General features: G+C 39.0%; 19 protein-coding genes, 3 pseudogenes and 1 other annotated feature. Of the genes and pseudogenes, 2 read left to right on the forward strand and 20 right to left on the reverse strand.

All coding sequences use genetic code 11. The annotated features are described in order from the left end of the window. Positions 1-231: 231 nt before the first annotated feature. The 11 genes and pseudogenes from HSISS2_RS03615 to pepV all read right to left on the reverse strand — a co-directional run bounded on the left by HSISS2_RS03615 (position 232) and on the right by pepV (position 15476). On the reverse strand, positions 232-945 hold the full coding sequence (locus HSISS2_RS03615; RefSeq protein WP_021145444.1) for a type 1 glutamine amidotransferase: 714 nt from the start codon (positions 943-945) through the stop codon (positions 232-234). Next, complete coding sequence (locus HSISS2_RS03620; protein ID WP_021145445.1) at positions 911-2188, reverse strand: chloride channel protein; 1278 nt, start codon at positions 2186-2188, stop codon at positions 911-913. Before HSISS2_RS03620 ends, HSISS2_RS03615 begins: the two co-directional genes overlap by 35 nt. 3 nt (positions 2189-2191) lie before the next feature. Beyond that, on the reverse strand, positions 2192-2983 hold the full coding sequence (locus HSISS2_RS03625) for a purine-nucleoside phosphorylase (RefSeq protein ID WP_042766974.1): 792 nt from the start codon (positions 2981-2983) through the stop codon (positions 2192-2194). A gap of 37 nt (positions 2984-3020) precedes the next feature. Continuing rightward, the gene (locus HSISS2_RS03630) at positions 3021-3566 is read right to left on the reverse strand and encodes a DUF1697 domain-containing protein (RefSeq protein ID WP_021145447.1); all 546 of its coding nucleotides are present in this window, start codon (positions 3564-3566) and stop codon (positions 3021-3023) included. Between the two features lies 1 nt (position 3567). Beyond that, complete coding sequence (locus HSISS2_RS03635) at positions 3568-4779, reverse strand: phosphopentomutase (RefSeq protein WP_021145448.1); 1212 nt, start codon at positions 4777-4779, stop codon at positions 3568-3570. Between the two features lie 118 nt (positions 4780-4897). After that, the gene (gene rpiA / locus HSISS2_RS03640) at positions 4898-5578 is read right to left on the reverse strand and encodes a ribose-5-phosphate isomerase RpiA (protein WP_021145449.1); all 681 of its coding nucleotides are present in this window, start codon (positions 5576-5578) and stop codon (positions 4898-4900) included. A 163-nt stretch (positions 5579-5741) separates the two neighbouring features. After that, positions 5742-8826, reverse strand: a pseudogene (locus tag HSISS2_RS03645) (GbpC/Spa domain-containing protein). A gap of 460 nt (positions 8827-9286) precedes the next feature. Beyond that, positions 9287-12457, reverse strand: coding sequence for a GbpC/Spa domain-containing protein (locus HSISS2_RS03650; protein ID WP_021145452.1), 3171 nt, complete (start codon positions 12455-12457; stop codon positions 9287-9289). A gap of 38 nt (positions 12458-12495) precedes the next feature. Then, positions 12496-13074 carry a YSIRK-type signal peptide-containing protein gene (locus tag HSISS2_RS11680; RefSeq protein WP_021145453.1) on the reverse strand — a complete coding sequence of 193 codons (579 nt, stop codon included), beginning with the start codon at positions 13072-13074 and terminating at the stop codon, positions 12496-12498. A 373-nt stretch (positions 13075-13447) separates the two neighbouring features. Beyond that, positions 13448-14032 (reverse strand): uracil-DNA glycosylase family protein, encoded by a 585-nt coding sequence (locus tag HSISS2_RS03660; RefSeq protein WP_021145454.1) that lies wholly within the window; start codon positions 14030-14032, stop codon positions 13448-13450. A gap of 37 nt (positions 14033-14069) precedes the next feature. Then, entirely contained in the window at positions 14070-15476 is a 1407-nt protein-coding gene (pepV, locus tag HSISS2_RS03665) for a dipeptidase PepV (RefSeq protein WP_021145455.1), read from the reverse strand. Between the two features lie 239 nt (positions 15477-15715). Between pepV and HSISS2_RS03670 the strand changes: the two genes are divergently transcribed. Continuing rightward, on the forward strand, positions 15716-15910 hold the full coding sequence (locus tag HSISS2_RS03670) for a 4-oxalocrotonate tautomerase (RefSeq protein ID WP_021145456.1): 195 nt from the start codon (positions 15716-15718) through the stop codon (positions 15908-15910). Between the two features lie 68 nt (positions 15911-15978). Here HSISS2_RS03670 and HSISS2_RS03675 read toward each other — a convergent pair. The 6 genes and pseudogenes from HSISS2_RS03675 to HSISS2_RS03700 form a co-directional block, all read right to left on the reverse strand. Next, positions 15979-16438, reverse strand: a pseudogene (locus HSISS2_RS03675) (GNAT family N-acetyltransferase). Positions 16439-16480: 42 nt separating this feature from the next. After that, a complete protein-coding gene (rplT, locus tag HSISS2_RS03680; RefSeq protein ID WP_008534524.1) occupies positions 16481-16840 on the reverse strand; it encodes a 50S ribosomal protein L20 in 360 nt (119 codons plus the stop codon). A gap of 56 nt (positions 16841-16896) precedes the next feature. Beyond that, the gene (rpmI, locus tag HSISS2_RS03685) at positions 16897-17097 is read right to left on the reverse strand and encodes a 50S ribosomal protein L35 (RefSeq protein ID WP_002888810.1); all 201 of its coding nucleotides are present in this window, start codon (positions 17095-17097) and stop codon (positions 16897-16899) included. Between the two features lie 38 nt (positions 17098-17135). Next, the gene (gene infC / locus HSISS2_RS03690; protein WP_008534523.1) at positions 17136-17666 is read right to left on the reverse strand and encodes a translation initiation factor IF-3; all 531 of its coding nucleotides are present in this window, start codon (positions 17664-17666) and stop codon (positions 17136-17138) included. Positions 17667-17678: 12 nt separating this feature from the next. Further along, positions 17679-17802 (reverse strand) — a sequence feature (ribosomal protein L20 leader region). A 23-nt stretch (positions 17803-17825) separates the two neighbouring features. Further along, positions 17826-18508 (reverse strand): annotated as a pseudogene (gene cmk, locus HSISS2_RS03695) ((d)CMP kinase). Between the two features lie 20 nt (positions 18509-18528). After that, complete coding sequence (locus HSISS2_RS03700; RefSeq protein ID WP_021145461.1) at positions 18529-19182, reverse strand: SAG1386/EF1546 family surface-associated protein; 654 nt, start codon at positions 19180-19182, stop codon at positions 18529-18531. A 45-nt stretch (positions 19183-19227) separates the two neighbouring features. Here HSISS2_RS03700 and HSISS2_RS10780 point away from each other — a divergent pair, with 45 nt between their 5' ends. After that, the gene (locus HSISS2_RS10780; protein WP_081102602.1) at positions 19228-19425 is read left to right on the forward strand and encodes a ferredoxin; all 198 of its coding nucleotides are present in this window, start codon (positions 19228-19230) and stop codon (positions 19423-19425) included. Here the strand turns inward: HSISS2_RS10780 and HSISS2_RS03705 are convergent. The 3 genes from HSISS2_RS03705 to HSISS2_RS03715 form a co-directional block, all read right to left on the reverse strand. After that, positions 19400-19909: an EbsA family protein gene (locus HSISS2_RS03705; RefSeq protein WP_002888814.1), complete on the reverse strand. Its 510-nt coding sequence runs from the start codon at positions 19907-19909 to the stop codon at positions 19400-19402. The two genes, HSISS2_RS10780 and HSISS2_RS03705, sit on opposite strands and share 26 nt — an antisense overlap. A 56-nt stretch (positions 19910-19965) precedes the next feature. Beyond that, entirely contained in the window at positions 19966-21189 is a 1224-nt protein-coding gene (gene pepT / locus HSISS2_RS03710; RefSeq protein WP_021145463.1) for a peptidase T, read from the reverse strand. Positions 21190-21261: 72 nt separating this feature from the next. Then, a partial coding sequence (locus tag HSISS2_RS03715; protein WP_042766976.1) for an N-acetylmuramoyl-L-alanine amidase occupies positions 21262-21613 on the reverse strand: 352 nt, incomplete at its 5' end.

Here is a 21613-nt window from a genome sequence, read left to right on the forward strand (position 1 = left end):
TTTTTTACACCGCCTCTAGCCCGGGTTCAATTTCAAACCCAAGCTACCCATCCTTTCTTTTTTATTAAGTAATCTGGAGTGCGATCAGAAAGCGACTGAAAATTAGGAAGATTATCTATTTTCCAAGCTTTCCACTCGTGTTCAAATATGAACACCTGCTCTACCTTTCTTACGTTATATTTTTTAAAATTTTCTACTATTATATTGATAGTACATGAGCTACTTAAATGTTTAGCCTTGGGTTAGTGAATCTAGAAAAGCAAATAACTTTTTATTCATTTGAGAATAGTCATTGGCCCGCAATTGTTCTGGTGTTTGAACAAAAGGTAACTCTTGATTTTGCTGGCGCAAGTGCTCTTCACCATCAGCAGCTATCAGTAAATCAATAGCCTCTGGATCGAACTCCAAATGTGCCTGGAAAGCATAGTGTTTAGGACTAAAGCGAACAATTTGACGAGGGCAACCTTTACTTGTAGCCATAACAACTGCATTGTCTGATAATCCAGGCATATCTCCATGCCAGTGACCGGTATCTAAAGTAGAGCCAAAACCTTTAATATGCTCATCATCTAATCCAGCTTCAGTAAGATTTATTGGAAAAACACCAATCTCACGTTCGGGACTATGCTCGTACTTACCACCATAAGCCACAGACAAAAGTTGAGCCCCTAAACATACCCCAACAATATAGATATCAGCGTCAATAGCTTTTTGAATTAATGCAATTTCAGCCTTTGGATCATAGTATGGAAAGGCTTGACGATTTTCATCAGGTGACTGAGGTCCACCCATTACAATAAGGAAATCAATACCATCAACAGTTTCAGGAAGTTTCTCCTCCTCATAAACCTTAGTTGATGTGACATTGTGGCCACGCTCTTGAGCCCATTTCAAGTAAGCTCCTGGAACCTCAAATGTTTCGTGTAAGATAAAATGAATATTCATACTTTTCCTTCCATTTATTATTAATTATCCTTGATAGGAGGCTGGCTAGTAAGAGTGGTAATACGATAACTCCTCCAGTGCCTGTAAAACCAACAACCAAGGCTATTCCTGTTAGGGGGGCATTCAAAGTTGTTCCTAAAAATATAGTTGCTCCTAAAAGCATTCCTAAATTCGGACTTAGGGAAAGGCCAAAATTTCCAAAAAGCCCCGTTATCAGATAACCCGCACCTACGCCTAATGTAAACGATGGCGTCAGAGTTCCACCATAGGCACCACTTCTTAAAAGTAGACAGACCAATAGGCATTTGATGATGAGAATGACAGGAAGATATGCTGAAGACTTCCCAGAAAAAAGCCATTGGGCTAAAACCTGTCCATTTCCCATAAAAATAGGGAGGTATGCTGACAGTCCACCTAGAATCATAAAGGCAAAAGGCAAAGTCCAAAGTATTTTTTTGTCTGTAATACGATGTCCACTGGCCTTTTTCGTCAAATAACCAAACATCATAGCAAGTGGTGTTACAAATACTGTCAAGATGATTGCCTGCATGAAACTGGAAGAATCAATAGTCACTTTATCGACTAAATATAGAGCCTGTCCACCAACAATTGGTCTGGCACAATAAGCAGATACATAAGTAGTCACAAGAATAATGACGATATTCTTTAACTTCCAACTAACTCCTAATGTTTCCAAAACAAACAAAGCGCTGGCAAAAGGCACCTGGTAAACAGAGGCTAAGCCTGCTCCAGCACCACCAGCAATTAATAATTGTCTATCGGAAATGTCTAAGCGTAATCCCTTAGAAAGACTACCACCGAAGAGAGCACCTAATTCTCGAGGTGCTCCTTCTTTGCCAATTGAGGCCCCGGCAGCAACGATTGCCACCTGGACTAACGCATGTAGAGACTGGCCTAGAAAGTTTGGACTCCTTTTACCAACAAGTTGCTTAGCTTTGCTAATGGAAAGTAAGGAGACCCGTCGTTGAAGAAAATACCAAAATAAACTAGCTAGGATTCCAACCATAAGCAATACTAAAAATCTTCGAAATGCACTCACTGATTGAAACTGTAACAAGAGATTGCCTTTATCTTTACCAAACGAAAGAACTTGTATAAATTCTAAAAGATAGTGGCAAAGAATTCCAACAAGACCTGAAGCGATACCAGTTCCAAAAACAGCCAAACTTAGCTTAAGAGATTTTGGTAACAACCTTAAACGTTTTATTTCCCGAAAAATCATGTTTTAAAGTTCAGCCAAAATAGCTTTCAGCAAGCCTTTGAAATCCCCTTTAACACGTTCTGTCACTTCCACCACTTCTTCGTGACTAAGTTCTTCTTGGAAACCAGCCGCAAAGTTGGTAATACATGAAATACCCAGAACTTTCAAATCAGAATGTGCTGCTACGATAACTTCAGGAACAGTTGACATACCAACCGCATCTGCACCCAATGTCTTAAAGGCACGAATTTCAGCAGGTGTTTCATAGGTAGGTCCTGTTGCCCCAATATAAACCCCTTCTTCCAACTTGATACCAAGTTTATCAGCCACTTTGTGGGCGATTTCACGGTATTCTGGAGTATATGCCTTGGACATATCTGGGAAACGTGGGCCAAACTCATCCAAGTTTTCGCCAATCAAAGGATTTTGACCCGTCATATTGATGTGGTCTGTGATAGCCATGAGAGTACCAGGGCCAAAGCCAATACCACCAGCCGCATTCGTTACGAGTACCCCTTCACAACCGAGAGCTTTCATCACACGTACAGGGAAAGTGACTACTTCAAGTGGATTTCCTTCATAAAAATGGAAACGTCCTTGAAGAGCCAAAACCTTACGTCCAGCCAAAGTACCATATACAAGTTTACCAGCATGACCAACAACTGTTGATTGTCCCCAGTTTGGAATATCCGCATAATCAATGATCATTGCATCTTCAACTTCTTCAGCCAACTCGCCAAGTCCAGAACCTAAAATCAAACCAAATTCAGGCTTTTCAATTCCTTTACTTTCCAAAAAGGCTTGCGTAACTCTAATTTTTCAAGTAGCGACATCTTATCTCTCCCTTAATATGTTATTTCATTGTTAAAAAGTGACCAATTTTTGAAAATGTTCTTGCATTTCGAATGGTGATATATGGATAGAAAGGTGTTTTCAATAACTTCTTATGATAAGCCGTTTGGCTATAACTTGATTTATCATACTTTCCCCAGTAGACACCAAGTTGACCAAGATGAAGAATTTCATCTCCCAACTCTAAAGACTCAATAACATTCCTCATTTCGTTCTTATCAAGTCTTTCAGTATATAAGAGGACGTCTTTTCTATAGAAATCATCTTCCCACCACTTAGGTAAAGATGCCACTTCATTTTGGTAATCTTCTAGAGTAAAAAGAGAAAACACCTTAATAAATGGATAAGCCTTATTTAGAAATCTCTCTAAAACTAAGAGGAGTTCTTCTTTCATCAAGGAAGAATCAAAGAAAAGATTTCCACTATTTATATAGGAAGAAACATTTGACATCACAAGTTCTTTTAACTCATGACAAAATTCTTCCATGACTACCTTGTGACGACCACCAACGTTTATCCCACGAACCAAAAATGCATAGCGCTTCATTTTAGACAAGTTTATCCAAGAAACTTTCACCAATCATGGCTTTATCGACACCGAAGTTTTCAGCAACAGTTGCTGAGATATCAGAGAAATGACCCACTGGAATGAGTCCATTTCCTTTAAATGAAGGGCTGTAAGCCAAGAAAGGAATATATTCACGTGTATGGTCAGTACCAGCGTAAGTTGGATCATTTCCGTGGTCTGCTGTAATCATTAAGAGGTCATCTTCACGCATTGCTGCGATGATTTCTGGCAAAAGTTGGTCAAATTCGTGCAAACAATCACGATATCCATGAGGATTACGACGGTGTCCATAAAGGGCATCGAAGTCTACCAAGTTTGTGAATGAGAAGCCATGTTTGAAATCTTCAGAAGTCATAGCTTTAATCAAATTATCAATACCATGGCTATTTGATTTGTTGTGGCCCATATCGTGATTAATACCAGCTCCGTTGAAGATATCGTTAATCTTACCAACAGCATAAGTATCAATTCCAGCTTCATTCAATTTATCCAAGACAGTTGGTGCAAATGGTGAAACAGCCAAATCTCGACGATTAGACGTACGAGTGAAGTTTCCAGGCTCACCAACGTAAGGACGCGCAATGATACGACCAAGAAGAGCTGGACGTTCCAAAGTGATAGAACGAGCGTATTCACAAATACGGTAGAGTTCATCCAAAGGAATAATGTCTTCGTGTGCCGCAATTTGAAGAACTGGGTCAGCTGAAGTGTAAATAATCAATTCACCAGTTTCCATTTGACGAGGTCCAAAGTCTTCAATAACTGCTGTACCTGAATAAGGTTTATTAGCTTCTCGAATGACCTTTCGACCTGAAAACTCTTCAATTTTAGTAATAATCTCTTCTGGAAATCCGTTCCAGAAGGTATCAAAAGGTTCAGTAATATTGAGACCCATGATTTCCCAGTGGCCAGTCATGGTATCTTTACCAAGAGACACTTCCTGCAATTTTGTTGCATAACCAGTTGGATTATTTTCAGCTGGTACGGTCTTCAAAGGCACTTCACGTGGAATGTTCCCAAGACCAATTTTTGCCATGTTTGGCACATTCAAACCAACAGTCTTCGAGATATGGCCAAGTGTATCAGAAGCACCATCTGGTACACCAGCATTGACAAAGTCGTTTGCATCAGGTGCTGCCCCAATCCCTACAGAATCAAGAACAACTAAATGCATTCGATTAAATTTAGACATAATAACACCACAAAGAGCTGAAATCTTTTTCAGATTTTCTCTTTACCTTTTCTTTTATTTTTATATTTTCGTAAACAATAGATTGCGTTATTCAGTTAATGAAGAAATTCAGATGGGACTAAGCCTTTACTTCAACGATTTTAACACCGTCTTTTCCTGCAACAATAACCTTGTTAACCATTCCATTGAAAAGCCCATGTTCAACAACACCTGTCATGGCTTTAAGTTCCTCACCAAGTGCCACTGGATTTTCAATTTTACCTAAATCTAGATCAATGATATAGTTCTTCATATCAGTGACAAAGCGATTACCTTCTTCCGTTAATCGGAATGATGGTTTATAGTCCTTAGACTCGAAGACACGATACAAACGATCAGCACCATATTGAACAACCTCAACTGGTAGTTTAAAGGCACCAAGTTGATCAACCAGTTTTGACTCATCAACAACCCAGATGTATTCTTTGGTAGATGTGGCAACAATTTTTTCCATCAAAAGGGCACCACCACCACCCTTAATACCGTTGAGTTGCGGATCCACTTCATCAGCCCCATCTACAGTCACATCGATACTGTCAATATCATCAACTGCCTTTAATGGGATCCCTAAGCCTTCTGCTTGTTTTGTTGTTTGACTTGATGTCGTTACACCGACAACATTGAGTCCCTCTTCCTTAATACGACGACCAATTTCTTCCACAAAAAAGTAAGCCGTTGACCCTGTTCCTAGTCCGACAACCATACCATCTTTAACAAATTTGGCAGCGGTTACACCGGCGGTTTTCTTCAGTTCTTCCATGATCGACTCCTCTCATCTTTCTATAATAGTCATTCTACTCATTATACCATTTTTCCCTTATATTTTAAAATGATTTAAGGGGTTGAATTTTTAAAGGTGACAAAAAAACTAGACTCTTAAGCTAGAGTCTAGTTCTTATGGAGTAGCCAATTATTAGTACCACTTAGTCTTCTTTATGACGTTTGAAGAATCCGATAAAGGCTGCAAAAATCATTGAAAGAAGTCCAAGGAAGCCAGCATTACTTGTATGTTCACCAGTTTGTGGCAACTCAGGTTGCGCAACTACAGGTACCTCAGTATCAGGCGTTGGTGGTGTTGGTGGTGTCACAGGTTTTTGAGGTGTTTTTGGTGTTGGTGGAACCACATGAGACACTCTCTCAACAACATAGTTTTTGTGCCATACAACAGTTGGTTTTGCAGGAGTTTTTGGTTCAACTGGTTTTGCAGGAACTTCAACCACTTTTGGTGTTGGTGGTGTTGGCGCTACTGGACCTGTTGGTGGTGTTGGTTCAACCGGTTTTGCAGGAACTTCAACCACTTTTGGTGTTGGTGGTGTTGGCGCTACTGGACCTGTTGGTGGTGTTGGTGCTTGGCGGTTTACCAGGAACTTCTACTACCTCTGGAGTTGGTGGTGTTGGTACCACTGGTTCTTTTGGAGGTGTTGGTGGTGTTGGTGCTTGTGGATTGATACCAACCGTTTTCATCAACGGTTTAGTTGGAGCTGTCGGTGGTGTTGGCGCCTTAGGCTCTTCAGGTTTTTCACCAGGATTCTTAGGCAAACCTAGGTTCGAATTAATTGCAAACCAGTAGACCGTTGGAGCACCATCAGCATTGGCACCATCAGCTGTAAATACCAAGTGACCATTCGTCATCTTGATACCAGCTCCTCCATAATAGAGGTAAGGGGAGTCTTCATTGTCCCAACCAGTTAAGTCTGAGGTTGTCTCACCATTAAAGACTGCACCATGGTCAATGTATTGGTTATCATTGACTGATGTTACTTCTTTAGTAGCAGCATCATAAGTAACTGATGATTTTGGAATAGCGATGAATTGGTTATCACCAATATTTACATATTCTTGGTGACGTGTTGATTGGTATTTTTTCTTAGGTGTGAATGTAATCAAACCAGTTTCAGCAGAAACGCTGTACGAACCAATAACATCATCTTTATCACCAAATGTATAATCTTGGTTACCAAGAGCGTGTCCATTACCACTACCTGAAGCATTAAGAGTTGTTACATCAGATGGAATTTCACGTGAGACAACCCATTCTGAACCATTCCAGTCAGTGATAGGAACAACTACCTTAAGCGGGTTCTCATCAGAAATGTTAACAGTAGCGCCACCGAAATCAGCGTATCCAGATTTAGTAACAACTTCACCGTTTTGGATTGCCAAAGTAGAGCCATCTGCGTAAGGATTATATGTACCGCGGACAGTATTACCATTAACGTCTTTCGCTTCTACTGTAAGTGGACGTGGGCGTTCAGATGTTTCAACATAAGCTGCACCATTCCAGTGGTTTAGTGAGTTAAGTGCTACGATAGCATTACGCTCACTAAGGTTGAACATTTTACCATCTTTATCGTAAAACTCAACATCTACTGCTACTTTAACTGGTTTATCTTGATCAGTTGATGCACCAACTGTCATAGTTACTGTTGGATCCTTACTGATTTTCGCGATACCTTTTCCGTCATTTGATGGAAGGCTAACAATTTCGTAGCGGTAAACAACACGTTTGATTGCTGATGCTTCATTCTCAACAATCATGCTTGATTGGTTCAAACCATCATAAGTAACAACAAATTTGTCACCTTCTTTAACTTGAACCCACTCGTCTTCAGTATTTGTCCAAGGGCTATTTGAAACAATGTCAGATGCTTGTAACTTGTTAGAGTCATATTGGAAAACATTACTTGTGTTAAGACGCTCTTGTGCTTCTTTTGTCAAGTAGTTACTTACACCTTCAACTTTGTGTGTTGCATCGTTTTCACGTTGGAAGGTCAATTCTTGAACAACTTCAGCATCTTTAAGGTTACGATATACAGGATCATTCATGTATTTATCGTAAGCTGTTTTAGCTTCTTGGTATTGTTTAAGCGCTGTTTGGTAGACAGCTAATTTGTTTTGATACTCAAGGTATTCTTGGTCATATTTAGCTTTTTGCTCATTGTAGACAACCAAGGCTGCTTCGTATTTAGCTTTAGCATCTGCATTGTATTTTTCAATAGCTTGTTTTGTTTCAAGATCTGCTTCATAAGCTGTTTTCTTAGCGTTATAAAGTTCAAGATTCTTGTCATATGCTGCTTTTTCTACATCATATTTAGCTTTTGCTTCATTATATGCTGCTAGCTCAGTTTGATATTTAGCTTCAGCTTCAGCGTTACGTTTTTCAATAACAACTTTTTCAGCTACTTTATTATCATAATTAGCTTTTTCAGCATTGTATTTGGCCTTATCACTATTGTACTGTGCAAGAGCTGCTTCATAATCAGCTTTTGCTTGGTTATAAGTTGCCAATTCTGCTTGGTATTTAGCTGCAGACAAGGCATTTTCTTTATCAGCTGCTTCTTTTTCTGCTACCTTAGCATCATAAGTAACTTTCTTAGTCTTGTACTCTGAAAGGGCTGAGTCATAAGCTTGCTTAGCAATTTGGTATTGCTCTGAAGCTTTATCATAAGCAGTTTTTTCAGTATCGTATTTAGCTTGAGCTTCAGCATTTGATTTATCAGCAAGTGCTTTCTCAGCTAATTTAGCATCATAGTTTGCTTTTGCTTTATCATAGTCAGCCTTATCTGACTGGTATTTTTCTTTAGCCGTTTTATAATCAGAAACGACTGTATTGATTTTTTCTGCTTGTGCTTTGTTATCCGCAGCAGCTGCTTCAACACTTTCCTTAGTTTGAGCAGGTTCTTCCTTAACCTCAATCCCTTCGTTTGTTGCAGCAGTTTTTGCGTTTTCTAAGCTTGTATTTGTTACTTCACTTGTTGTAACAGTTGTGTTACCTTCTTCAGTAACGTTAACAACTTTCTTTTCAGTTGAATCTGCTACGGCTGAAGTGTTTTCTTCAACAGCATCTGTTGCTTCAACTGCTGGTGTTGCTGAATCTGTAGTTGTTGCTACCTCATCAGCGCTTGCATTTGAAGCTCCTACTGCAAGAACTGCAGTCCCCAAAAGAACAGAAGCCGCACCAAGGCTAGACTTTCTGAGTGAATAACGTTGTAATTCCTTTTTCCCCATTTAAATTACGTCCTTCTATATTTAGTTATGTTCATATTCTAACAAAAGAAAGAACCATGTCAATTTGAGATATCTCATAAAAACACGCATTCCTTTAAATTCGATTAGATTCTTAAATTCAAATACTTTTTAATATCAAAATATTTGATAGACAAAACCCTATTATTAATAGCGTTTTCGATACAAAAAGGAGGTTTAATTTTATAATATCTAGTCCAATTCGCTTTAATGTTTTTTATTGAAAAGATTATGAAAAATACATAACTATACGTTTTCATGCTACTTTTCATTGCGAGAATTAGTTCTTGATAACCTATTTCAGCTAAATTCTTTCTTCTAGTTTCCTAAATTAGTTTTAACAATCAAACTAGTTTAAGCTGATAAAACTCAAAGAATAGATAACAAAAAAAGACTAGACTGTCTTGCATAGCAAAACAACCTAATCTTTCATTTTATCTTATTAATGTTTACGTTTGCGAGCTGACCATAGACCTGTAATTGCCATTGAAAGAAAGCCTAGACCTGTTACAGATGCTAATTTTTGGTTAGAATCACCTGTTTCTGGCAATACGGCGCTATTAGTTCTTTCTGTTTCTTGCTTAGCAACTACAGAAGAAGTTGGTGTAACGCTTGGTCCTGTAGGTGTTCCAGGAGTTTTTGGTTTTTGAGGAGTTGGTGGTGGCGTTGGTACTGGACGTGTTACTCGCTCAACAAGATAATTCTTATGCCATTTAACTTTAGGGGCTACAAGTTCCTTAGGTGAAACAGGTTTATTAGGTACATTAACTGTAACCATAGTTGGTGGCGTTGGTGCCTTAGGCTCAGTTGGTGGTGTTGGTTTGGTTGGCTCTCCAGGTACCTCTACGACTACTGGTGTAGGTGGTGTTGGAGCTTTAGGTTCTACTGGCGCTGTAATCTTACGTGGCTCTGCTGGCACTTCAACTAGTACTGGGGTTGGTGGTGTTGGAGCTTTGGGCTCTGTTGGGGCCTTAGGTGCCTCTCCATCAACTGTAACCACAGTGTAGTTAGGTTCTGTCGGTGGTGTTGACGCTTTAGGTTCTTCTGGTTTGCTTGGTTCCGCTGGAACTTCAACAACTGTCGGAGTTGGTGGCGTTGGAGCTTTTGGTTCTGTAGGAGCCTTAGGTCCCTCTGCATCAACTGTAACAACTGTATAGTTAGGTTCTGTTGGTGCCGTAGGGGCTGTTGGCGGAGTTGGTTCTGTTGGTACCGCTGGAAGAACTTCCAATGTAATCGTTGGTGGTGTTGGAGCCTTTGGTTCTTCAGGAGCTGTTGGCTCTTTTGGCGCTTCACCTGGATTTTTTGGAATACCAACATTTGAGTTAATCGCAAACCAATATACTGTTGGTTGACCAGCAGCATTAGCTCCATTAGCCGTAAATACCAAGTGACCATCAGCCATCTTCAAGCCTGCTCCACCATAATAGAGGTATGGAGAAGATGGATTATCCCAACCTTCAAGAGTCGTTGAAGATTCACCATTAAAGATAGACCCATGTTCAATGTATTGGTTATCTTTAAATGATGTCACCTCTTTTGTAGCAGAATCATAAGAAACACTTGAATTTGGAATTGGAATGTATTTATTGTTTCCAACATTTACAGATTCTTGGTGCTCTACATTTTCAAATTTCTTCTTAGGAGTAAAGATGATACGTCCTGAAGTTGAATCAATCGTATAAGAACCGATAACATCATCTTTACCGTCAAATGTGAACTCATCTGTTCCGATAGAGTGACCATTCCCAGCACCGGAAGCATTGACTGAAGTTGCGTCGATAATAGTTTCTTCACTAACTGTAAATTCACTACCATTCCATGTCGCTTTTTGAGCTACAATTTTAATTGGATTTTCAGCAGAGATAGTGACGTCAGCAGTACCAAAGTCAGCTGTTCCATTTTTAACAACAACTGCATTGTTTTCAATGCTCATTGATGAACCATCTGCATATGGATTCCAAGTTCCTCGAACAGTGTTACCATTTTTATCCTTGGCTTCTACTGTAAGGGCACGAGGTTTATCCCCACTATCTACATAAGAAGCACCTGTCCAGTGGTTAAGAGAGTTCAACGCTACAATCGCATTGTACTGTGTCAAATCAAACTTATTGCCATTACCATCATAGAATTCAACATCTACAGCCACCTTAACTGGTTTATTTTGGTCTGTTGAAGCACCGACTGTAAGTGTTACAGTTGGGTCTGAGCTAACGGCTGCAATTCCTTTACCGTCATTTGATGGAAGAGTAAGAATTTCATAACGGTAAATCACGCGCTTGATAGGATGCATATCTGTATTTTCACGCATGCTTGACTGATTCAAATTGTCATAGGTTACAACAAATTTGTCACCTTCCTTAATTTGAATAAATTCAGTTTCATTATTTGCCCAAGGACTAGTTGCTACAATATCTGAAGCTTCCAATTTATTGGAATCATACTGATGTACGTTGCTTGTATTCAAACGAGCTTGAGCATCACGAGTGAGATAAGCGCTGATGCCATTGATGGTATGAATGGCTCCACCTTCACGTTGGAAGGTCAAATCTTGAACAGTTTCTACATCTTTTAGATCTTGGAAACCATTATCATTCATGTACTTATCATAGGCCACTTTAGCATCTTTGTACTGTGCCAAAGCCGTTTGATATTCAGCAAGTTTTGTTTGGTATGTAGCAAAATCTTTGCCGTATTGCTCTAAATCTACATTGTATTTGGCAAGCTCAACTTCATACTTAGCTTTTGCAGCATCTTCTTCTGCTTTAATAACAACAAGTTGATCATAGGCTGCTTTATCTTTATCGTATTGCGCTTTCTTAGCTTGGTATTCTTGTAAATCTTTATCGTATTGTGCTTTAGCTGTATTATAAACAGCCATTTCTGCATCATATTTCGCTTTAGCTTCCGCATTAGCTGCATCAGCTGCTGCTTTTTCGACTACTTTGGCATCGTAGGCTGCTTTAGCAGTCTTGTAGGCAGCTAAATCAGTTTGATATTTTTCGTAAGCCGTATTGTAAGCAGCAAGATCTTTCTCATATTGCTCTTGAGCAGCCTTATCAGTAATTTCCGCTTGTGTTTTCTCAGCTACTTTAGCATCATAGGCTGCTTTTTTCGTATTGTATTCAGCTAGAGCGGCATCATACAAAGCCTTATTTGTCTTATATTCAGACAAGGCTGCTTCGTAAGTGACCATTTCTGCATCATACTTGGCTTTAGCTTTTGCATTAGCTGCATCAGCTGCTGCTTTTTCGGCTACTTTAGCATCGTAGGCGGCTTTGGCAGTCTTGTAGGCAGCTAAATCGGTTTGATATTTTTCGTAAGCGGCATTATAAGTAGCTAGATCTTTCTCATACTGCTCTTGAGCTGCCTTGTTTTCGATTTCTGTACGAACTTTTTCAACTACTTTAGCATCATAAGCTTCCTTCTCAGCATCATATTTTGCCTTGTCTTTGCTGTACTGAGCCATAGCAGCTTCATAGTTCTTCTTAGCAGTTTCATAAACAGCCAACTGTACCTTGTAATCGGCTTCTGACTTAGCATTAGCTGCATCGGCAGCTGCTTTTTCGGCTACTTTAGAATCATAAGTTAATTTTTGAGTATTATACTCTTCCAATGCTGCATCATAGGCTTTTTTATCAGCTTGGTATTTAGCTAACCCTTTTCATAAACAGCTTGATCAGTATCATACTGTGCTTTAGAAGCAGCGTTTGCTTTATCAGCTGCTGCTTTTTCGGCCACTTTAGCATCGTACTCAGCCTGAGCTTTATCATACTCAGCTACATCTTTTTTGTGGCTTTCTTTTGCTTTCTGATAATCAGAGACAACCGTATTAATCTCTTTTGATTGAGCTTGATTGTCAGCAATGGCACCCTCTAGGGATGTATGTGTTTGAGGTGCAGTTTCTTCGACTTCTACCCCTTCTTTTACCGCAGAAGTTTTAGCATCCTCAAGACTATCAGTTGTAACAACACTTGTTGTTACAGTGGTATTTCCTTCTTCTTTGACAGAAACAACTTGCTTCTCTGAATGATCAACAGTCGTTGCCGGATCAGCAGCAGTATCTGTTAGTACAGAAGCACTGAGTGGTGTATCAGTAGCAGCTGAAGTTGAAACCTCATCTGCATGTACACCAGTTGCCCCCATCGCAAGAATGGTTGTACCCAAAAGAACAGAAGCAGCTCCAAAGCTATACTTTCTGATTGAAAAACGTTGTGAATCTTTTCTTCCCATATCACAAATTTCCTTCTATATTTTCTTAACACCTAAAGTCTATCACTTTTAAACTTTCTGTCAATGGAATTGTCTTAATATTTTTAAAAATTTATACTCACTTTCAATTTGTAAGTATTATTTAATTGATTCTTTAGTTTAAAAGGATAGCTACCTTAATTTTATATGTTACTTCTTCTGAAAATTAGAATTAAATTGCACAATATAAGCTTAATATTAAAGTTTTGTTAATAATTTTTGCAACTATTTTTGTTATAGCATCAAAAAGAGCCCCAAGGGGCTCAAATCTTTATATCATTGGGATATGTTCTGTTACTTGCTTCATTAATTTGATAACAATACCTAATGACAATCCAAGTTCATATATCAGAAATCATTGACTTAAGATTTTTTTGACCAAGTCCTTCAAATCTGGAACTACTTCTTCCATAAACCATGGATTTTTGGCTTGCCATATATTATTTCTAGGAGAGGGATGAACGAGAGGAAAAAACTCTGGGAGATAATCTTTGTAATGCTTAACTGTATCCGTTAATTTTGCCGATGATTTTTGGTGTAAATAGTAACGCTGAGCATAGTTTCCCACTAGTATGGTTAATTGAATATTCGGTGCTAAAGCCAATACTCTCTTGTGCCATTTGTCCGCAAATCCTTTACGAGGTGGTAAATCTCCTGATTTACCGTGACCAGGAAAATAGAAATCCATTGGGACGATGGCAAACATACCCGATTCATAGAATTCTTCTCGTGAGACACCCATCCAATCTCTGAGATTATCTCCACTAGGATCATTCCAATAAAGTCCTGACTCCTGTGCACGAATACCAGGAGCTTGTCCGACGATATTAATCCGTGCCGTTTTTGGAATGGTAAACAAGGGTTTTATACCTTGTTCCGTATAAACTTCATTTTGTTCATCAGCCATAATGGCTTTTGTCAATTCTTCAAGTGTTTCCATAATGTCCTCCAAAAAAGAGACAGTCTGCCTCTTCCTTTTATTTGATTAACTCATAGATAGCCTCTGCATAAATGGCAGCAGCACGGTACAAGTCCTCAACTTCAGTAAATTCATTGGCTTGATGCATCGTGTTGACATAACCTGGGAACATAGCTCCATAGGCAACGCCACGTTTAAGGAGACGTCCAAAAGTTCCACCACCAATGATTTGTTCTTCACCTTTAAGTCCTGTGTGTTTCTCATAAACCGAAAGAAGTGTTTGAACCATAGGGTCACTCACAGGTACATAGTGAGGAATATGTCCGTGTTCTGAAAGGGTGACCTCCTTAGGACCTTCAAGTTTTTCAAGGCCGGCCTTAATACCATCTACATCAACACCTTGAGGGTAGCGGAAATTCAAAGCGATTGTATTATCTTCTGATTCCTTATTGAAATGAAACACCCCAGCATTCATGGTCAATTCACCCATCTTAGGATCTGTGTAAGCAAGACCTACTTTTTCACCAAAGAAATCTTTATGCAATGTTTCAGCAATGACGTTCAAATAAGCTTCAGCATTCCCTTGGAAATCAAATTGGCTGAGGAAGAGAGCTAGATAGGTTGCACCATTAATACCTTTTTGAGGCATCATACCGTGAACTGATTTCCCATGAATAGTTACATGGAAGGCCCCAGCTTCTTCAGTCACCTGACCAGTTACTCCCTGATCAGCCGCAAAATTAGCTAACTTAGCCTCAAGTTCTTGCAAAGTGATAGGTCCAGTAAAAACAGCACTTGCAGATTCAGGGACCATATTTTCACGTAAGCCACCATTGAAGCTTACAAGACTAAATGCACCATCGTTTTGACCTTCAAAATGAAGATAGGCAGTGATATTTCCTTTTTCTCCATTAATAATTGGAAATTCAGCATCAGGAGAAAAACCAAAATCAGGATCTTTCAATCCATTATGCGCAAAATAATAAGCCATATCATCCCAACCAGATTCTTCATCTGTACCAACGATGAAACGAACACGCTTAGATACTGGAAGATTCAGCTCTTTAATAATTTTCAAAGCATAATAACAAGCCATTGTTGGACCCTTATCATCTGATGAGCCACGAGCATAAAGTTTACCATCTTTGATTACAGGTTCATAAGGGGCTGTATCCCAACCACTCCCAGCTGGAACCACATCCAAGTGTGCAAAGATACCCAAAACTTCATCGCCATGACCAAATTCAAAGTCACCAGCATAATTATCAATATTACGCGTCTTATAGCCGTCACGTTTAGCTAAAGCAAGAAAATGTTCCAAAGCTTTTACTGGCCCAGGGCCAAATGGGTGCTGTTCATCAACCTTACTGTCATCACGTTCTGAATTAATGCGTAACAAACCAAAAAGGTCCTCCATTAAATCATCTTTACGTTTATCAACTTCGGCACGAAAATCTATTGTCATAATTTACTCCTTACTGTCTCTAATTAGCACTATTTTACCATTTTTAGAAAGAGTTTTCATCCCCAGAGAATAGATCACATTAAAAAAGTAAACTATTATCTAACATCACAAGTCCCTACCAATTTCGAAAACGTTATAGTCTAACCTTGCGATAATATCATTTCAAGAATTTCCAAAAACTTTAGAATATTCTCTTAATTAATGCTATAATAGGACTATCAAAACTAAGGAGATGCATTATGCCATTTGTAAAAATTGATCTCTTTGAAGGTCGTACTCAAGAACAAAAAGTCGAGCTTGCTCGTGAAGTTACCGAAGTTGTATCACGTATCGCAAAAGCTCCTAAAGAAGCTATTCACGTTTTCATTAACGATATGCCTGAAGGGACTTACTACCCACACGGCGAAATGAAAAAGAAAATTAATCATCATTAGCAGTCACTTCTGTGGCTGCTTTTATTCTTAAAAAACTGGAGAGGAACTCCAGCTTTATTATCATAGGGCTATTTTAGGATAGTTTCCATCTCTGTATATCTCGGTTTCATACCTAAACAATCATAAACATCATTATCATTCCATACGTGAAGTGTTACGTTATAACACCCTAGCTCCTTAGCATATTCCAAGGCGAATTGATAAAGTTTTTCACCTAATTTTTTCCTCGAGCTTCCTTATCCACACAAAGATCGTCAATAAAAAGCGTCTTATGAGCCTTCTTGGGCCCATCATTTTCAGAAATATCTTGAATTATCAAAAAATATGTCCCAGGATACAACCATTCTCATCTTCGTAAACAAAAATAGGCTTAGTTGAATCATTAATGACTGCTTTTAACTCTGCATTAGTAAATTTACTACCTTCTGACTTAAAAATATCAGGACGCACTTGATGATGAACAATAAGAATCTGCTTCAAGAGTTCCTGTACTCTCGGAATGTCCTCAGTTTTTGCTAAACGAATCATAATTACCTCCATAAAAAAGATGGGACAAGCCCATCTTAATTCTTATTTACCAAGTTTTGCTTTAGCAGCTTCTGCAAGAGCTGTGAAAGCTGCTGCATCGTTAACTGCCAAATCAGCAAGCATTTTACGGTTAACTTCGATTTCAGCCAATTTCAAACCATGCATCAATTGTGAGTATGAAAGTCCGTTCAAACGAGCTGCCGCATTGATACGAGTGATCCAAAGTTTACGGAAATCACGTTTCTTTTGACGACGGTCACGGTATGCATAGTAGTAAGAGTTCATTACTTGTTCTTTTGCAGTACGGAACAAGATGTGTTTTGCACCATAGTAACCTTTAGCAAGTTTCAATACACGTTTACGACGTTTGCGTGATACAACGCCACCTTTAACACGAGCCATTTATATATTCCTCCGAATTAGTTCTAGTTTAGTTAAATTGTAATGCTTGTAGCGAATTAACGCATTTGAGAAAGCATTGATTTGATACGTTTAAAGTCACCTGAATGTACCAATGATGCTTTACGAAGGTGACGACGTTGTTTTTTAGTTTTACCGTGGAAACGGTGAGATGTGAAAGCACGGAAGCGTTTCAATCCACCTGAACCTGTACGTTTGAAACGTTTAGCTGATGCGCGGTGTGTTTTTTGTTTTGGCATTTTAAAATTCTCCTCTTAAAATAGTGTTAGTTTGACAATTATTTTTTGTCAGGAATTGGTGCAAGTTGCATGAACATTTGTCGTCCATCCATCTTAGCTCTTTGCTCAATAATCGAAATATCTTGCGTTTTTTCAGCAAATTCCGCCAAGACCTTAGCTCCGATTTCTTTGTGAGTAATCATACGTCCTTTGAAACGGATAGAAACTTTAACCTTATTTCCTTTTTCAAGGAATTTACGACCATTACGAAGTTTTGTTTCGAAGTCCCCTTTATCGATAACTGGGCTCAAACGAACTTCCTTAACGGTAACAACGCTTTGTTTCTTACGTTGTTCTTTTTGTTTCTTTTGATACTCAAATTTGAACTTACCGTAGTCCATAATCTTCGCAACAGGTGGCGTAGCTTGTGGTTGGATAAGAACCAAGTCAACATTTGCATCATCTGCAATAGCTTGCGCTTCTGACAATGGTTTAATTCCCAATTGTTCACCATCAAGACCAACAAGACGAACTTCACGGACGCGAATTTCATCATTAATGAATAGATCTTTCTTAGCTATGATCTTCACCTCTTTATTTTTTTAGAGAAAACAAAGCGGACTTGACAAACAAGCCCGCACACATTATATCCTATAATTGGATTTGACATGTTGGGCCAGACAACCTAGGTCGCAAGGCGAGAAGTTCTCACTTCTGCTTTTCTCATTGTTACTAGTATAACAATTGATTTATCCCTTGTCAATAATTTTCTTCGCTTTTTTTTGAATAAATTCCACAACGCCATCAATTGACACTCCTGTGGTATCAAAAGTAATAGCATCTTCAGCCGGTTTCAAAGGTGAAACCTTACGGTGGCTATCTTTATAGTCACGTTCAGCAATTTCTTTCTTAAGTGTCTCAAGATTAGCCGGAATACCTTTTTCGATATTTTCCTTATAACGACGTTCTGCACGTTCATCGACAGAAGCAATCAAGAAAATCTTAAGTTCAGCATCTGGTAGGACAACTGTACCAATATCTCGACCGTCCATGATAATGGCTCCTTCCTCAGCAATGCGTTGTTGTTGAGAAACAAGCTCTCTTTACGCACTTCAGGAATGGCGGCAACCCAAGAAACATTGTTAGTCACTTGGTTATCACGAATAGGATGAGTAACATCAACATCGCCAACATAAACTTGCTGGCTACCATCTGCTGCTTTCCCAAATGAAACGGGATGTTGAGAGAGTTGCTCTAAAATTTCTGGCACATTATCTTCAGTCAAACCATTTTGCAACGCTAGATAGGTTGCAGAACGGTACATAGCTCCTGTGTCGAGATAAGTATAGCCAAGATTTTTTGCAATAATCTTGGCTACAGTACTTTTTCCACTAGACGCAGGACCATCAATTGCAATTCTAATATCTTTCATGATGTTCCTTTGCTATTAAATTATTGAACGTTAACGACATCTCCTGGGTTAGCATACCAGTAACCACTTGTCATGTGATCTGGGTTAAGGCGTTCCAACTCACTTACAGAAATACCTGCACGTGCTGCAATAGAACCTGCCCCTTCTCCAGATTGGACAACGATAGAAGATCCATCAGCTGCTGCAGAACTTGATGCTGTTGTTTCAGTTGCATCAGCATCTTCTTCTTTTGAAGCATGTTTTGAAGAGCTTGATGATTTAGTTGCTGAGGATTTCTCTTTTGAAGATTTTTCTTTAGTAGATTTCTCAGTTTCTTCGTCCTTGCTTGAAGCCTTTTCACTTGATGATGATTTGACAACTTTGCTTGTTGATGATGAATAGAAACCAGAGGATTCCTTAGACTCAGCTGTTTTGTTTCCTCCAACATTTGATGTGTAGAAAACAAAGAACAAAATACAAACAACAATGATGAAGAAAAGTCCTAAAAGAACTGTCAAGAATGACGAATTGATGAAGCCACCCTTGTCACGCTTTTCATCTGACGAATCATTGTCATCATCTTCTTCATAGTCATCGTAGTCTTCATACTCATCTTCATCATCTAGAAAATCAGCATCAACAACATCTTCCAACTCTTCGTCAGAAACTTTTTCTTCCCATGGTTTTTTACTCATGTTATTCTCCTTGTAAAAACAATAAATCTATTTTAAAATAATACTATGAAAGTATCATTAATTCCAGAAAAATGTATCGCCTGTGGTTTATGCCAAACCTACTCTCCTATCTTTGATTATGACGACGAAGGTATAGTTAGGTTTAGAGATAGCGACCAACTTAGCCTAATCATTGAAGATAGCCCCGAGACCTTGACAGCTGTCAAGTCTTGTCCGACTAAAGCCCTTTTTTGCGAAGTTTAAGCTTAAGGGCTTTTTTTGATTCCTCATAGAAGGCAAAATAATCAAAATTGGTCATATGATCCATCAGCTCTACTTCTCCCTTAAAATCGGGATGAAGGGCTAAAGCATCTAAAAAATACTTCTTAGGCCACTTTCTCATGTAAAACTGACGTTTCTTTCCATTCTTGAAAATAAAACTTAGGCCTGTCTTAACCACTTCGATTTTTTCAATATCACTAATCTTAACCTTACGTGGCTTAAAGATATTGAAAGAAACAATACCAAGATTTCCTTTATCATCGATAATGAAGTAACGATGAAATCCTAAACCAAATAGGGCAACGAAAATAGTGAATAGCATCAGAATATGATAAGGCACCGAGTACAACTCGAAGAGAAGGGCCGCAGCAATAAAGATAGGTGTAATAGCTAATGACCAATAAATGATTAGCCAAGACAATTCCGGTTGCCAATGGTAACGATACTTGCCGAAAATTTTTATCATCTCAGCACCTCCATTACTTTTAATTCTACCATAAAATTAGTATTTAGCAAGCTCAATTAAGGTTTACTGACAATTCCAAGAATAACATCTACGGCTTTTTCCATTGTCTGCAAGGAAACGTACTCATAACGGCCATGCATATTTTCACCACCTGCAAAGAGATTCGGTGTCGGAATGCCCATGAACGAAATTTTTGAACCATCAGTTCCACCACGAATTGGTTCAATAACTGGTGTAATGTCAAGCTCTTCCATAACTTCCTTGGCTAACTCGACAGGTGTCATGTCTTTTTCAATCACTTGACGCATATTATAGTATTGATCTTTGAGTAGCAACTCAACACGTTTTTGACCATATGCCTGATTCATCTTATCGGCAATTTCTTGGAAGCTTGCTTTACGATTTTCAAAGGACTTGGTTTCAAAATCACGAATAATATAAGAAGATTTCGCTTCTTCAACAGTACCTGTCATGATTTGAAGATGGTTGAAACCTTGATAACCATCTGTCAACTCAGGACGGTCCTCTGCTGGCAACTGATTATGAAAATCAATGGCTAACTGCAAGGCATTAACCATCTGACCTTTTGCTGTCCCAGGATGAACGTTACGGCCATGGAAGGTCAGCTCTGCTCCTGCTGCCGAAAATGTCTCGTACTGCAATTCACCCAAGGGACCACCATCAACAGTATAGGCAAAATCAACATCAAAATCAGCAACATCAAATTTGTCTGCACCAATTCCAATTTCTTCATCAGGGCCAAAGCCTACACGAATCTCACAGTGTTTGATCTCAGGATGAGCCTTCAAATAAGCCAAAGCTGTCATGATTTCAGCAATACCAGACTTATCATCAGCTCCTAGCAGTGTTGTACCATCCGTCGTAATAAGTGTCTGACCGACATAATTCTTGAGATTTGGAAAATCAGCTGGGTCTAGGTTATAACCTGAAGTCCCAAGAGAAATAATACCACCATCATAGGAATCAATGACCTGTGGTGACACTCCTTCTGCATTAAAATCGGCAGTATCCATATGTGAGATGAAACCAATCTTACGTGTTAGTTGAGCATCGTTAGCTGGGAGGGTTGCTACTAAGTAGCCGTTACTTTCCAAATAGTGGATATTAGTCAAACCCAGTTCTTCTAATTCTGGTTTTAGAACCTCCAAGGCAAAATCAACCTGGCTTTGGGTTGTTGGGGTTCTTTTTGAATTCTCATCACTACGTGTATTGATTTTGACATAGCGTAAAAAACGCTCTAAGAGTAAATCGTAAGCCATAAGCACTCCTTTGGTTATATTTATTTCATTATAGCATAAAAGCCCATCAAAATGATGGGCTAACCTTATCACTTAAACATTAGATTCTTTTTCGTAGTAAGCTTTAATTCCTGCTACAATCGCATTTGCCAAAGTTTCTTGGTAAGCAGACGTCGTCAAGCGAGCTGCTTCCTGTGGATTTGACAAGAAACCTAGTTCTAGAAGGACTGCCGGCGCTGTTGTTTCTCGCAAGACCGCAAAGGTGCGACGCTTAACGCCCTGATTCTGAGCTCCAGTTGCGTTAATAAGGCTAGACTGAATAGCATTTGCCAGGGTATCACTCATGCTCAAACGAGTCGGATTGGCATGATAAGCCGCATTAATACGTGAAGGATATTCCGCATAAGGTTGGTAATAATAAGTCTCGATACCTTGCACATCAGAG

The organism is Streptococcus sp. HSISS2 (genome assembly GCF_000448665.1).
GTDB classification, from domain to species: Bacteria; Bacillota; Bacilli; order Lactobacillales; family Streptococcaceae; genus Streptococcus; species Streptococcus raffinosi.

What these genes read in the sequence shown, in the direction of transcription:
- HSISS2_RS03615 (WP_021145444.1), bottom strand. Translation starts at nt 945, where the DNA reads ATGAATATTCATTTTATCTTACACGAAACATTTGAGGTTCCAGGAGCT.
- HSISS2_RS03620 (WP_021145445.1), bottom strand. Translation starts at nt 2,188, where the DNA reads ATGATTTTTCGGGAAATAAAACGTTTAAGGTTGTTACCAAAATCTCTT.
- HSISS2_RS03630 (WP_021145447.1), bottom strand. Translation starts at nt 3,566, where the DNA reads ATGAAGCGCTATGCATTTTTGGTTCGTGGGATAAACGTTGGTGGTCGT.
- HSISS2_RS03635 (WP_021145448.1), bottom strand. Translation starts at nt 4,779, where the DNA reads ATGTCTAAATTTAATCGAATGCATTTAGTTGTTCTTGATTCTGTAGGG.
- rpiA (WP_021145449.1), bottom strand. Translation starts at nt 5,578, where the DNA reads ATGGAAGAACTGAAGAAAACCGCCGGTGTAACCGCTGCCAAATTTGTT.
- HSISS2_RS11680 (WP_021145453.1), bottom strand. Translation starts at nt 13,074, where the DNA reads ATGGGAAGAAAAGATTCACAACGTTTTTCAATCAGAAAGTATAGCTTT.
- HSISS2_RS03660 (WP_021145454.1), bottom strand. Translation starts at nt 14,032, where the DNA reads ATGGAAACACTTGAAGAATTGACAAAAGCCATTATGGCTGATGAACAA.
- pepV (WP_021145455.1), bottom strand. Translation starts at nt 15,476, where the DNA reads ATGACAATAGATTTTCGTGCCGAAGTTGATAAACGTAAAGATGATTTA.
- HSISS2_RS03670 (WP_021145456.1), top strand. Translation starts at nt 15,716, where the DNA reads ATGCCATTTGTAAAAATTGATCTCTTTGAAGGTCGTACTCAAGAACAA.
- rplT (WP_008534524.1), bottom strand. Translation starts at nt 16,840, where the DNA reads ATGGCTCGTGTTAAAGGTGGCGTTGTATCACGCAAACGTCGTAAACGT.
- rpmI (WP_002888810.1), bottom strand. Translation starts at nt 17,097, where the DNA reads ATGCCAAAACAAAAAACACACCGCGCATCAGCTAAACGTTTCAAACGT.
- HSISS2_RS03700 (WP_021145461.1), bottom strand. Translation starts at nt 19,182, where the DNA reads ATGAGTAAAAAACCATGGGAAGAAAAAGTTTCTGACGAAGAGTTGGAA.
- HSISS2_RS10780 (WP_081102602.1), top strand. Translation starts at nt 19,228, where the DNA reads ATGAAAGTATCATTAATTCCAGAAAAATGTATCGCCTGTGGTTTATGC.
- HSISS2_RS03705 (WP_002888814.1), bottom strand. Translation starts at nt 19,909, where the DNA reads ATGATAAAAATTTTCGGCAAGTATCGTTACCATTGGCAACCGGAATTG.
- pepT (WP_021145463.1), bottom strand. Translation starts at nt 21,189, where the DNA reads ATGGCTTACGATTTACTCTTAGAGCGTTTTTTACGCTATGTCAAAATC.